General features: G+C 70.5%; 14 protein-coding genes. 7 read left to right on the forward strand and 7 right to left on the reverse strand.

What is annotated here, in order from left to right; translation table 11 throughout:
• Positions 1-72: 72 nt before the first annotated feature.
• Positions 73-1,260 (reverse strand): serine hydrolase domain-containing protein, encoded by a 1,188-nt coding sequence (locus tag ACWGJY_RS10010; RefSeq protein WP_453260286.1) that lies wholly within the window; start codon positions 1,258-1,260, stop codon positions 73-75.
• A gap of 363 nt (positions 1,261-1,623) precedes the next feature.
• On the opposite strand from ACWGJY_RS10010, the gene ACWGJY_RS10015 reads away from it, so the two are divergent.
• Positions 1,624-2,154 carry a helix-turn-helix domain-containing protein gene (locus ACWGJY_RS10015; protein ID WP_453260287.1) on the forward strand — a complete coding sequence of 177 codons (531 nt, stop codon included), beginning with the start codon at positions 1,624-1,626 and terminating at the stop codon, positions 2,152-2,154.
• A gap of 146 nt (positions 2,155-2,300) precedes the next feature.
• On the opposite strand, the gene ACWGJY_RS10020 is transcribed toward ACWGJY_RS10015, so the two are convergent.
• The 3 genes from ACWGJY_RS10020 to ACWGJY_RS10030 all read right to left on the reverse strand — a co-directional run bounded on the left by ACWGJY_RS10020 (position 2,301) and on the right by ACWGJY_RS10030 (position 5,393).
• On the reverse strand, positions 2,301-2,960 hold the full coding sequence (locus ACWGJY_RS10020; protein ID WP_453260288.1) for a HutD/Ves family protein: 660 nt from the start codon (positions 2,958-2,960) through the stop codon (positions 2,301-2,303).
• An 86-nt stretch (positions 2,961-3,046) separates the two neighbouring features.
• A complete protein-coding gene (locus ACWGJY_RS10025; protein ID WP_453260289.1) occupies positions 3,047-4,009 on the reverse strand; it encodes a zinc-binding dehydrogenase in 963 nt (320 codons plus the stop codon).
• Between the two features lie 160 nt (positions 4,010-4,169).
• Entirely contained in the window at positions 4,170-5,393 is a 1,224-nt protein-coding gene (locus tag ACWGJY_RS10030; RefSeq protein WP_453260290.1) for an NAD(P)-dependent malic enzyme, read from the reverse strand.
• 536 nt (positions 5,394-5,929) lie between these two features.
• Between ACWGJY_RS10030 and ACWGJY_RS10035 the strand changes: the two genes are divergently transcribed.
• From ACWGJY_RS10035 to ACWGJY_RS10045, 3 genes are all read left to right on the forward strand, one after another.
• On the forward strand, positions 5,930-6,904 hold the full coding sequence (locus ACWGJY_RS10035; protein WP_453260291.1) for an ABC transporter substrate-binding protein: 975 nt from the start codon (positions 5,930-5,932) through the stop codon (positions 6,902-6,904).
• Between the two features lie 62 nt (positions 6,905-6,966).
• Positions 6,967-7,908, forward strand: a complete 942-nt coding sequence (locus tag ACWGJY_RS10040) for an amino acid ABC transporter permease (RefSeq protein ID WP_453260292.1) — start codon at positions 6,967-6,969, stop codon at positions 7,906-7,908.
• A gap of 47 nt (positions 7,909-7,955) precedes the next feature.
• Positions 7,956-8,708: an amino acid ABC transporter ATP-binding protein gene (locus ACWGJY_RS10045; protein WP_453260376.1), complete on the forward strand. Its 753-nt coding sequence runs from the start codon at positions 7,956-7,958 to the stop codon at positions 8,706-8,708.
• Positions 8,709-8,949: 241 nt separating this feature from the next.
• Here the strand turns inward: ACWGJY_RS10045 and ACWGJY_RS10050 are convergent, their stop codons facing one another.
• Entirely contained in the window at positions 8,950-9,711 is a 762-nt protein-coding gene (locus ACWGJY_RS10050) for a class I SAM-dependent methyltransferase (protein WP_453260293.1), read from the reverse strand.
• Between the two features lie 95 nt (positions 9,712-9,806).
• Between ACWGJY_RS10050 and ACWGJY_RS10055 the strand changes: the two genes are divergently transcribed.
• Positions 9,807-10,436, forward strand: a complete 630-nt coding sequence (locus ACWGJY_RS10055; RefSeq protein WP_453260294.1) for a CGNR zinc finger domain-containing protein — start codon at positions 9,807-9,809, stop codon at positions 10,434-10,436.
• On the opposite strand, the gene sodX is transcribed toward ACWGJY_RS10055, so the two are convergent.
• On the reverse strand, positions 10,340-10,810 hold the full coding sequence (gene sodX / locus ACWGJY_RS10060) for a nickel-type superoxide dismutase maturation protease (protein ID WP_453260377.1): 471 nt from the start codon (positions 10,808-10,810) through the stop codon (positions 10,340-10,342). The two genes, ACWGJY_RS10055 and sodX, sit on opposite strands and share 97 nt — an antisense overlap.
• A 168-nt stretch (positions 10,811-10,978) precedes the next feature.
• On the opposite strand from sodX, the gene sodN reads away from it, so the two are divergent.
• Complete coding sequence (gene sodN, locus ACWGJY_RS10065) at positions 10,979-11,374, forward strand: superoxide dismutase, Ni (RefSeq protein ID WP_453260295.1); 396 nt, start codon at positions 10,979-10,981, stop codon at positions 11,372-11,374.
• A gap of 247 nt (positions 11,375-11,621) precedes the next feature.
• Here sodN and map read toward each other — a convergent pair whose 3' ends face one another.
• Positions 11,622-12,404 carry a type I methionyl aminopeptidase gene (gene map / locus ACWGJY_RS10070; RefSeq protein WP_453260296.1) on the reverse strand — a complete coding sequence of 261 codons (783 nt, stop codon included), beginning with the start codon at positions 12,402-12,404 and terminating at the stop codon, positions 11,622-11,624.
• A gap of 66 nt (positions 12,405-12,470) precedes the next feature.
• On the opposite strand from map, the gene ACWGJY_RS10075 reads away from it, so the two are divergent.
• Positions 12,471-12,773, forward strand: coding sequence for a helix-turn-helix domain-containing protein (locus tag ACWGJY_RS10075; RefSeq protein WP_453260297.1), 303 nt, complete (start codon positions 12,471-12,473; stop codon positions 12,771-12,773).
• Positions 12,774-12,786: the final 13 nt, after the last annotated feature.

Genomic DNA, 12,786 nt, shown 5'->3' on the forward strand with positions numbered 1-12,786 from the left:
CGGGACAGGGACCGGGGCGGGACACGCATGAGGTGCCCCCCGCCCCGGCCGTCCCGCCCTCCGGCCGTCCGCTCACCCCCCGGCCACCGAGGCATCCGGGGCCGGCGGGACCTCCGGGGCTCCGACGCACTTCCGCAGCGCCCCGATGAGCCGCTCGGCCCGCTGGTCACCGCTGCCGCCCATCCGGTTGGCGGTATAGGCGAAGCCGACTCCGAACTCGTCGTCCCCGAAGGCGAACTGGCCGCCCGCTCCGCTGTGGGCGAAGGAGCGCGGGCCGAGCAGCCGGCGGAACGCCGAGTCGATGAGGACACCGCTGCCCCAGCGTGCGCCGAGGTCCGGGAAGCCGGACCACGAAGGACCGTCCCCCGACAGCTGCCGGACCGCGTCGGTGACGGTGTCCTCGGACAGCAGCCGCGGTCCGCCGTCCACACCGGTCGCGACTGCCGCGTACAGGGTCGCCAGACCGCGCGCCGAGGAGACCCCGCCCGCACCGGGGAATTCGGCGGTCAGCAGGGCGGGTGAGTTGTAGCCGTGCGGATCGTCGAGCCCGGGGAAGGGCAGTACGCCGTTCATCGTCAGGGCCCGCACGGGCAGCAGGCCGGCGTCCGGCATCGGCGGCCGCCCCTCGGCCTCGGCGAGCCGGGCCATCCCCGGTACCTCCTCCTGCGGCATACCGATCCAGGTGCGCAGCCCCAGCGGGTCGCCGATGACCGCACGGAAACAGGCGCCGGGGGTCCGGCCGGTGAGGCGCCGGATCACCTCGCCGACGATGAAGCCGAAGGCGTGGGCGTGGTACTCGTACGCCGTGCCGGGCTCCCAGAGCGGCTTCTGTTCCTCCAGGGCGCGGATCACCGGAGTCCAGGCGGTCAGCTCCTCGAACGTCAGCTTCCGTTCGGCGAGCGGGATTCCGGCGGTGTGGGCGAGCACCATCCGGGTGGTGATCTTCTCCTTGCCGTGCCGGGCGAACTCCGGCCAGTAGCCGGCCACCGGGGCGTCGAGATCCCACTTCCCCTGCTGCGCGAGCAGATGGGCCAGGATACTGACGACGGCCTTGGTGAGGGACATGACGGGCAGGACGGTCTCCTCCTGCCACTCCCGCCCGGTCCGGTCGTCGGCGATCCCGCCCCACAGGTCGGCGACCTTACGCCCGTCCACGAACACGGCCGCGGCGGCGCCGAGTTCACCGCGCTCGGCGAAATTCCGGGCGAATTCGTCCGCGAAGGCCCCGAATCCCTCGTCGGCCCATCCGTGGTACGGCATGCGGTGCTTCCTCTTACGACGCCTCGGCCCCCCGCGGGCCGTCGGCCGGGTCACCCTACGTACGGGGCCGTCCGGGCTCGACCGAATATCCGGTGCGGGCCGGTGCGGGGAGGAATCCGGTTCCGGCCGCGCGCGGCCGGAACCGGGCTCACCCCAACCCGGCCACAGCTACGCACAGTTGCTATCTGCGGCCTGGATTCACGCGGCGTAATCGGGGAAGTCGCTACTTCGCACGGCTTTTCGCCCGGCACGGGGTTCCGGGGAGCCCCAGTCGCCCGATTCCGCGGACCGGCAGCCGTGCTCCCGACCGCGGTCCCGCTCTCCCTGTCTGTGCACGCATCGTGAAGGCCATGAGGTAAAGCGATGTCGGAATACCTTTCGGTCGCCCGCCGGATGTGGCACCTGCTGGAGCCACTGCACGCCACGCTGCACTTCGCCCCCGAGGCCCGCCAGGCCGCCGCCGACCTCGGTCATGACGTGTCCTCCCGCCGGCCCGGCTACTTCGCCTGGCGTACGGCCCCGCTGGGCGCCGCCGGGCCCGAGCTGGCGGCCGCGACGTACTACACCTTCAGCCCGCGGATGATCGCCCGGTACCTCCCGCGGATCTGGACCGTCGCGGCCCCGGCCAAGGTGCTGGATGCCCGGCACCGCCTCGCGGCCCGCGGCTGGATCGCTCCGGACGGCACGGCGACCGAGCGCGCCCGCAAGGAACGCGAGGCCATCGAGCGGACGACGGACCGGCTGGCGGCCGGCCCGTGGCGGGCGCTGGGCCACTCCCGCGCCGAACGGCCGGCGCAGCTGCACACCCCCGTCCTCGGCGCGGTCTTCGAGGCCGGATATCTGCCCCGGCACAGCACGCTGGGCATCGGGACGGTGACGGTCGGCCACCCGTAGGGGCGGGCCCTGAGCGGGTCCCGCGGGGGCTGCCGTGGGGCGCGCCATTCCCGGGCGCCGCGCAAGGACGCACCCTCCGCCGCCGCAGCGACGCGCCCTCCCCCCGAGCGCCACGAGCCGGCCGGGACGTCCGGGACGGACCGGCCCTACGGACGGGCCGGATCAGCGGCGGACAGGGCGATCACCGCCGCGACCCCGTCCGTCCACAGCCCGGTGGCGGCCGCGTCCGGCCCCGTCATCAGCGCCGCGTCGAACCGCTCCAGCCGGGCCCGTTCGTCACCGGCCGCCCCGAGCCGGGTACCCCCCTCGACCGCCACCACCAGAACCTCCTCCGGGAGGGCGGCGCCACCGGCACCACAATCGGCACCACCACCGGCACCGCCGTCGGCACCACCATCGGCCGGCCACCGCCCCGGCCACACCGTCCGGCTCCCCCGCACCAGGTCCACCGTCGCCGCCGCCCGCCCCTCCCTGAGCATCACATTGAGATTGACGACGGGGCCGTCCAGCAGCCGGGAGCCGGTGGCGGCACCGCCCGGGAAGGCGAACGGGCGGCAGCGGTCCGGGAGGAGCCGCGTGGTGCCGTCCACCGTCAGCTCCAGTCCGGCGCCGTCGACGACGGTGAGGATCCGCCGGACGCCGGGCAGCGGCGAGTACGGCCCGTCCCGGGTGACGTCCGCCAGGCTGACCCGCCAGGCGAAGGTGTCCCAGCCGGCACCCGCCGGGTGGACGGCGATCTCACGGGTCACCCCGCCACCGTTGCTCCACGGCACGGCGGGACGCCCCTCGGCCCGCAGGATCCGCACTCTTGCCACCCCTCCCAGAGAACTGACGAAACATCAGGCACCGCACCGGCATCGCACACGCCCGACGGGCCCGTCAGCCCTCGTCCTCACACCGTCAGGACGACCTTGCCGAACAGCTCGCCCGCCGCCATCTTCGTGAACCCCTCACGCGCCCGGTCCAGCGGCAGCGTCGAGTCGATGACCGGCCGGATGCCCTTGGCCGCGCAGAAGCTGAGCAACGACGCCAGCTCCTCCTTGCTCCCCATCGTGGAACCGACGATCTTCAGCTCCAGGAAGAAGATCCGGTTGAGTTCCCCGCTCTTCGGGGTGAAGCCGCTGGTGGCGCCCGAGATGACCAGAGTGCCGCCGGGGCGCAGCGACGTGACGGAGTGCGACCAGGTGGCGGCGCCGACCGTCTCGATCACCGCGTCCACCCGCCGCGGCAGCCGCTCGCCGGCCGCGAACACCGCCTCGGCGCCCAGCTCCAGCGCGCGCTTGCGCTTGGCCTCGTCCCGGCTGGTGGCGAAGACCCGCAGACCGGCTGCGGCACCCAGCACGATGGCGGCGGTCGCGACGCCGCCGCCCGCGCCCTGCACCAGCACACTGTCCCCGGGCCGTACGCCCGCGTTGGTGAACAGCATCCGGTACGCGGTCAGCCAGGCGGTCGGCAGACAGGCGGCCTCCTCGAAGGACAGCTCCTTCGGCTTGGGCAGCACGTTCCAGGCCGGGACGGTGACCTGCTCCGCGAAGGTGCCCTGGTAGCGCTCGGTGAGGATGGAGGGCTTCTCCTTGGGGCCGACGCCGTGCCCGGTCTGCCCGATGACGGAGTGCAGGACGACCTCGTTGCCGTCCTCGTCCACTCCGGCGGCATCGCAGCCGAGGATCATCGGCAGGCTCTCCTCGGTGATCCCCACCCCGCGCAGCGACCACAGGTCGTGGTGGTTGAGGGAGGCGGCCTTGACGTTGACGGTCGTCCAGCCGGGGCGGGCGCCGGGGGCCGGGCGCTCCCCCAATTCGAGGCCGTTCAGCGGCTGGTCACGGTCGATGCGGGCGGCATAGGCGGCAAACATGATCCCAACGTAGACCGCGGCCGGGCGCTGCGGTACCGCGTACCGGTGTGACCCGCACCGCGCCGCCCCGGCCGGCGCCGGCCCCCGCAACGGGCCGGGCCCGCACCCGTGAGGGGTGCGGGCCCGGCCCGTTGGCGCACGACAATCCGCGGCGGCGCGGTCAGCGGCGTGCCACGCCCTCGGCGCGGGCGGCGGCCGCGACGGCGGCGGTGACGGCCGGGGCGACCCGCTCGTCGAACGGCGAGGGGATGACCCGGTCGGCGCTGAGTTCATCGGCCACCACAGCGGCCAGTGCCTCGGCGGCGGCGAGCTTCATGCCCTCCGTGATCTGCGTGGCCCGCACCTGCATGGCCCCGGCGAAGATGCCCGGGAAGGCCAGCACGTTGTTGATCTGGTTGGGGAAGTCGCTGCGTCCGGTGGCCACCACGGCCGCGTACTTGTGCGCGACCTCCGGGTGGATCTCCGGGGTGGGGTTGGCCATCGCGAAGATCATCGAGTCCTTCGCCATCGTGGCCACCGCCGACTCCGGCACCGTGCCACCGGAGACCCCGATGAAGACATCGGCGCCGTCCAGCGCGTCCTCCAGCGAGCCCGTCAGCCCGCCCTTGTTGGTGAAGCCGGCCACCTCGCGCTTGACGTCCGTCAGATCGGCGCGGTCGGCGGAGACGACGCCCTTGCGGTCGCAGACCGCGACATCCCCGATACCCGCCTCGATGAGGATCTTGGCGATGGCGACCCCCGCCGCGCCGGCCCCGGAGATGACCGCCCGCAGCTGGCCGAGCGACCGGTCGGTGAGCTTGGCGGCGTTGCGCAGCGCGGCCAGCGTGACCACGGCGGTGCCGTGCTGGTCGTCGTGGAAGACCGGGATGTCCAGCCGCTCCTGGAGCCGGCGCTCGATCTCGAAGCACCGGGGCGCCGAAATGTCCTCCAGGTTGATGCCGCCGAAGGACGGTGCCATCCGGACGACGGTCTCGATGATCTCGTCGGTGTCGGTGGTGCCGAGCGCGATCGGCACCGCGTCCACACCGCCGAACTGCTTGAAGAGGATGGCCTTGCCCTCCATCACGGGGAGGGAGGCCTCCGGGCCGATGTCGCCCAGGCCCAGCACCGCGGTGCCGTCCGTGACCACGGCGACGACCTGGGACTTCCAGGTGTAGTCGTAGACGAGCTCGGGCTGCTCGGCGATGGCGCTGCACACCTTGGCGACGCCCGGTGTGTACGCGAGGGACAGGTCGTCCTTGTCGCGGACAGGCACGGTCGCCTGGATGGCCATTTTGCCACCGCGATGCAGCGCGAAGGCCGGATCGAAGGCGTCGTCGGGCGCACTGCCCACGCCCTCGCCGGTATTGCTGTCGCTGCGAGGATTGACGATCTCCGCTGCCACTTGTCTTACCCCTTTTAATCGTAAATCTGCTGAGGGTGGCCACTCCCTGGTTGAGGGGTGGGCGGGCACCGCGTCCGTGCCCTGCGCGGCAGATGGCCGCCGCGCGGGGGGAGGTACGGACGCCGGGCGCGCCGCACACGCGCCCTGAGCCCCGGATGAGGGGTGTAACGCACCTTTCTACCCGACGGGCGCGGGCCCCGACGACTCAGATTCCCCACCCGTGGATTCAGATTCCCGACAATAACCGCGAATTGCACAAAAAACTCAGAAGAGCTACCCCGGCCACCCCCCACCCGTCCGGATTCCGAGACGGCCGTGTGGCCCGGACAACTCGGGGCATCCACCGGCACGATGACCCCCTTGCGCCACAAGGCCGCCACCTCGCCTTCTCCGTCCGTTATCCGATTTTGACCATGACGACAGTCCGAATAACGGATCTCGGATGGCAGGATTCCGTCACCAACCGAGGTCGCGACGCTCGAAGGTGTGCCCCGGCCCTTTTTCACGTCGGCTTCTCCATCCGCAGGAGGATCAGCATGACCGCAAGCACCATCCGTCGCCCGGCCGTCGGCAGGTCTCGCACAGCCGTGGCCGCGGCGACGGCGGTCGCCGCCTCGCTGCTGCTGCTCAGCGCCTGCGGCGACCAGACGGACGCGGCCATCGCCAAGCGCGAAGCGAAGAAGAACCGCAACGTCAACGCGCCGCTGTTCAAGAAGCTGCCCAAGGACGTCCAGGAAAAGGCCATGCTCCAGGTCGGCTCGGACATCACGTACAAGCCGGTGGAATTCCGCTCCAACGGTGCGGTCGAGGGCATCGACCCGGACCTCGCGGAGGCGATGAGCAAGGAGCTGGGCATCAAGCTCAACTTCAACAACGCCACCTTCGACACCCTCATGGGCGGTCTGAAGTCCAAGCGCTACGACATCGCGATGTCGGCGATGACGGACACCAAGGACCGCCAGGAGGGCATCGACAGCAACACCGGCAAGAAGATCGGCCAGGGTGTCGACTTCATCGACTACCTCAACGTCGGCGTCTCGCTCTACACCCAGAAGGGCAAGACCAAGGGCGTCGACGGCTGGGAAACACTGTGCGGCAAGAAGATCGCGGTGCAGCGCGGCACCGTCTCGCACGACCTGGCCAAGGACAAGTCGAAGGCCTGCGAGAAGAACGGCGAGCAGCCCATCTCCATCGAGGCGTTCGACAACGACTCGGAGGCCCAGACCCGGCTGCGCACCGGCGGTGTGGACGCCGTCTCCAGCGACTACCCGGTCGCGGCGTACGCGGTGAAGGTCTCCGGGCGCGGCAAGGATTTCCAGATGGTCGGCGGTGCGCCGCTCAAGGCCGCCCCGTACGGCATCGCGGTCCCCAAGGGACAGCAGCAGCTGCGTGATGCGCTCAAGGCCGCGGTGGAACTCGCGATCAAGAACGGCTCGTACGCCAAGGTCCTGGACAAGTGGGACGTCAAGGATGCCGCGGTCAAGAACGTGGACCTCAACGGTGGCTCCTGAGCCGCCAGAAGCCGTCCCGTCCGCTCCGCGCACCTCCCGCCGAATGCTGAAAGGCAACACCCGTGTCAGTTGACGTCGACAAGTCGGCCCAGCCGCCGGCGGACGCTCCGCCGCCCCAGCCCGAGCCCGTCAAAGCCATCCCGGTCCGCCATTACGGCCGCTGGGTGGCGGCGATCGTCGTCATCGGGCTGATAGCCCTGCTCGGCCGGGCCTTCGCCGCCGGGAACGTCAACTGGGATGCCATACCCCAGTACATGTTCAACGCGGACATCCTCAAGGGCCTGCGCAACACCCTGCTGATCACCGTGCTCTCGATGATCATCGGCATCGTCCTCGGGGTCGTCCTGGCCGTGATGCGCCAGTCCAAGAACCCGGTGACCTCGACCGTCGCCTGGTTCTACGTCTGGTTCTTCCGCGGTACGCCGGTCTACGTCCAGCTGTTCCTGTGGTTCAACCTGGGCCTCGTCTTCCAGTACATCGACATCATGCCGATCTACAAGGACGAGTGGTCCGACTTCATGACCCCGTTCCTGTGCGCGCTGCTGGGCCTCGGCCTCAACGAGGCGGCGTACATGGCGGAGATCTGCCGGGCCGGCCTCAACGCCGTCGACGAGGGCCAGACCGAGGCGGCGCACGCGCTGGGCATGAGCCACGCGAAGACGCTGCGCCGGATCATCGTGCCCCAGGCGATGCGGGTGATCGTGCCGCCGACCGGCAACGAGGTCATCAACATGCTCAAGACCTCCTCGCTGGTCATCGCCGTCCAGTACTACGACCTGCTGCAGGCCGCGCAGAACGTCGGACGGGACTCCGGCGTCGTGGTGGAGATGCTGATCCTCGCCGCCGCCTGGTACCTGATCGCCACCACCGTGCTGAGCATCGGCCAGTACTACCTGGAGCGCTACTACGCCCGCGGCTCCAGCCGCCAGCTCCCGCCCACTCCGCTCCAGCGCGCCAAGGCGAAGCTGTCCGGCGGCTTCCACCGCTCCGGAGGTGTCGCATGACCAGCACGACCACGACGCACAAGGCGGCCGGCACCAGCGGCGGCCCGATGGTCAAGGCCGAGGGCGTCCACAAGTCCTTCGGCGCGGCCCACATCCTCAAGGGCATCGACCTGGAGGTCGCGCCGCGGGAGGTCTTCTGCCTGATCGGCCCGTCCGGCTCCGGCAAGTCGACGTTCCTGCGCTGCATCAACCACCTGGAGAAGGTCAACGCCGGACGGCTGTCCGTCGACGGCGAACTGGTCGGCTACCGCGAGCACAACGGCAAGCTCTACGAGCTGCGCGACCGCGAGGTGGCCGCCCGCCGCCGGGACATCGGCATGGTCTTCCAGCGCTTCAACCTCTTCCCGCACATGACCGCGGTGGAGAACATCATGGAGGCGCCGATCCAGGTCAAGGGCGAGTCGAAGGCCGCCGCCCGGGAGCGGGCGGTCAAGCTCCTTGACCGTGTCGGGCTGTCCGACAAGGCCGGCAACTACCCCTCGCAGCTCTCCGGCGGCCAGCAGCAGCGCGTCGCCATCGCCCGTGCGCTGGCGATGGAGCCGAAGCTGATGCTCTTCGACGAGCCGACCTCGGCCCTCGACCCGGAGCTGGTCGGCGACGTCCTGGACGTCATGAAGGATCTGGCCGCGGACGGGATGACGATGATCGTCGTGACCCATGAGATGGGCTTCGCCCGTGAGGTCGGCGACTCGCTGGTCTTCATGGACGACGGTGTGGTCGTCGAATCCGGCCACCCGCGCGAGGTGCTCGGCAACCCCCGGCACGAGCGGACCAAGTCGTTCCTGTCGAAGGTGCTGTAGCACCGTCCCGCGGGCCGGTCCGGGCGGTACGGACGCCCGGACCGGGCCGTACGGGGACGCAGCGCCCGGACCGGGCTGTACGGGACCGCCCCGGTGCGTTCGGAGCGCCGGGTACTACGGGCACCACGGCCGCGACGGGCGCCGGCGCACCGTCGCGGCGGATCACTCCACCGCGGCGGTGCGCCGCCCTCCGGCCCTGGCCCCGGCCCGCTGCGGGGAAACCGGGCCGGCCCCTTCCGGCCTACTTCAGTCCCAGCACCAGCGCGTCCGTGGGCGAAGCCCAGACCGGTCGTGCCTCGGCGAAACCCGATTCGCGCAGCACGGCCGCGTGCCAGGCCGCCGAGGGGGTGTCGCCGTCCGCGTGCTCGCCGTAGATCTCGAAGCGCTCGGCGGTCGGTGCGGCCAGCTGGGGGTCGGCGGCGGCCAGCTGCCACCACGCGGCCCAGTCGACGGCGCCGGCCGCCTTCGCCGCATCCCTGCGCGCATGCCGGAAGGCCCGCTCGGCGGCGTTGATCCGCGGGGTGGCCTCCTCGGGCATGTGGTCGGCGTTCATGAAGACCCCGCCGTCCCGCACCAGGGTGCCGAGCTGTCCGTACAGCCCCCGGAGGTCCTCGGTGTGCAGCCAGTGCAGCGCGGTGGCGGTGAGCACCGCGTCGTACGAGGCGTGCGGCAGCTTGTCCGTCCAGCCGGGGTCCTTGAGATCGGCTCGTACGAAGCGGACCCGGCGCTCTCCGGCGAAGTACCCTTCCGCGATGGCCAGCAGCGCGGGATCCAGATCGACGCCCACACTCTCGGCCTTGGGGAACCGCTTCAGCAACCGGTCGGAGATACTTCCCGTACCGCATGCGAGGTCCAGCACCCGGGGCTCGGGGCCCACCAGTGCCTCGACCATGTCCAGCATCACCCGGAACCGCTCCTCGCGGTCGGGGAGGTACCACTCCTGCTGGCGGTCCCAACTGTTCTGCCACGCCTGCCAGTCGGCGCCGACGACGGTCTCGGTCATCGCTTCCCCTTCAGCCCGTAATACCCTTGCACTGACAGCACCCATTACCTCACTCCTGCATTCCGCACCTTAGCCCCCGCCCGTAAGGACTACAAGTGGAACTGGCCTATTACTCGGACTATGCCGTGCGACTGGTCAACACCGAGCAGCCCGAGCGCGGCAGCGACAGCCTCACCACGGTCGAGGCCGTACGCGAACTTTTCGGCCCCGCCCAGCAGGCCGCCCGGCGTGCGAACGACAGCGACGTCACCCGGCTGCGAGCGGTCCGCTCCCGGCTGCGCGCCGTGTTCGAGGCCGCCGACACCGGCGACGAGGTACTGGCCGTGGACCTCCTCAACGCCCTGATGATGGAGTTCCCGGTCAGCCCGCAGATCTCCGGCCATGAGTACCGGGACGACAACGGCCGCCCCGACTGGCACTTGCACATCGCCGACCACGCCGCCAACGCCACCGCGAGCTTCGCCGCGACCGCCTGTATGGGCCTCGCGTTCCACCTCACCGAACTGGGCGTGGACCGGCTGGGCCTCTGCGAGGCACGGCCCTGCCGCAACGTCTACCTGGACACCTCGACCAACCGGTCCCGGCGCTACTGCTCCGACCGCTGCGCCACCCGCGCCAACGTCGCCGCCTACCGCGCCCGCAAGCGCCTGGAGAGCGAGCGCTCGGCCCTTACCGGCCGGACCGCCGACACCGCCCAGGAGAGCACCCCGGCGACCGAGCGCTGAATCCCCCGCGGCGGCCGCACCCGCACCCGGGCACGGGCGATGACCAGTTCGTCCGGGACCACCCCGAATTCCCGGCTGTCGTTCGCGACGAACGGATTGTCCCCCTGCACCCACCAGCCGCCGTCGCGCCGTCGCACGGCCCGCTTGACGATCAGCAGATCCTGCCGGAACGGATGCCGCAGCACGACCACGTCACCGGGCCGCACCGCCGCCCCGTACTGCACGACCAGCTGATCGCCGGGCTGCAGCGTCGGCACCATCGACGGGTTGTAGACCTCGGCCAGCCCGAAGGCACGGAGCAGCCCGCCCCGCTCGCGCCCCGCTTCCGCGTCCTCACTCTGCTCCGGTCCCCGCTCGTGCACCCGCTCCGGCATCCCGTACCTCCCGGCCCAGCCCCGGTCCGACCCGCTCACCGGTTCATCCTCCCTCAGTCCCACCTCGGCACTGGACTTTTGCCCTAAGACCCCCGGGCCGACCAAGAAAAGCCTTCCCGCACCGAGTAATCTCGCACCTGAGAAGACGATCACGAGGAAGGACTGAACATGCTTTCGCGCCTGTTCGCCCCCAAGGTGAAGGTCAGCGCCCACTGCGACCTGCCCTGCGGCGTGTACGACCCGGCCCAGGCCCGCATCGAGGCCGAGTCGGTCAAGGCCGTCCAGGAGAAGTACCAGGCCAACGAGGACGCGGACTTCCGCACCCGCGCCGTCCTGATCAAGGAGCAGCGCGCCGAGCTGGCCAAGCACCACGTCTCGGTCCTGTGGAGCGACTACTTCAAGCCCCCGCACTTCGAGAAGTACCCGGAGCTGCACCAGCTGGTCAACGACACCCTCAAGGCCCTCAGCGCCGCCAAGGGTTCCCACGACCCGGCCACCGGTCAGAAGGCCCTGGACTACATCGCCCAGATCGACAAGATCTTCTGGGAGACCAAGAAGGCTTGAGCCTTAGCCAGGCAGCCTGACCTGCACTTTCGCGGGTCGCCTCAGCGCCTGTCCGCACCCGGTCCGCACGCCGCCCCGCAGGGCGTCCGTGACGGAGCGGGTGCGGTCTGCTGTGCGCGGCCGCAGAACGGACCGGCCCTTCCCGCCGGCGTATCCGCAGGCTGACGCACCATTCGTCATCGAGCGGCTCGTCTTGTCCGGCGAGGACTTGGGCCGCGACGGTCGGTCCTTTGCGGGGGATCCGGCCTCACGGCTGCGCCTGCTTCGGCAAGGTGAGGATTTCGGCTCCGTCGTCGGTGATGGCGATCGTGTGCTCACTGTGTGCCGTCCGGCAGCCTGTCGCGCTTCGGAGCGTCCACCCGTCGGCATCGGTGACGAGTTCAGCGGTGTCCGCCATGACCCACGGCTCCAGTGCCAGCAGCAGCCCGGGGCGCAGTTTGTATCCACGGCCGGGCCGTCCGGTGTTCGAAACGTGCGGGTCCTGGTGCATCGTTGATCCGATGCCATGACCTCCGAACTCGGTGTTGATCGGGTACCCGGCCTCACTGAGGACCGTGCCGATGGCATGGGAGAGGTCGCCGATGCGAGCCCCGGGCCCGGCAGCGGCGATCCCTGCGGCCAGCGCGCGTTCGGTTGCACTGATCATCGCGACGCTCTCCGGGGGCTTTGCGTCGCCCACGAGGAAGCTGATGGCAGCGTCTGCAGCGACTCCGCCCAGGGAGACGGCGAGGTCGAGTGTCAGCAGATCGCCGTCGGCAAGCGTGTAGTCGCAGGGCCGTCCGTGGAGCACGGCGTCGTTGACGGCCGTGCAGATGTAGTGGCCGAACGGGCCGCGCCCGAAGGATGGCTCGTAGTCGACGTAGCAGGACTGCGCTCCCGCCTCCACGATCATGGCCTTGGCCCACCGGTCGATATCCAGAAGGTTCGTGCCGATCGCGCTACGGCTCTTCAGCGTCTGCAGGATGTCAGCGACCAGGGCGCCGGTGTCTTTTGCTCGGGCCAGCAGGGTGGGGTTCAGGATCTCGATCATGTGGCGCCCTTCTCACGCAACCAATAACTATACCGGCAATACTATACCGGTACTAGAATCGGAGCCATGGTCAGGTTGCCGCTCACTCCCGCAGAGGTCGAACGCGGACAGCGCCTCGGCGCCCTCCTCCGTCGGGCCAGGGGAGAGCGCTCGATGCTCGACACCGCGCTCGACGCACGCGTCTCACCGGAGACCCTCCGGAAGATCGAGTCGGGCCGCGTGGCCACCCCGGCCTTCCCGACCATCGCGGCGATCGCCGATGTCCTCGGCCTCTCCCTCGATGCGGTGTGGGCCGAGATCAGCCGGCCCGAACAGGGCGCGAGACCGGCCGACTCCGGTCACCACTCACGTGAGCAGCTGACCTCGTAAGCCTCCGTCCCGC

This window comes from Streptomyces sp. NPDC054765, from assembly GCF_053612065.1.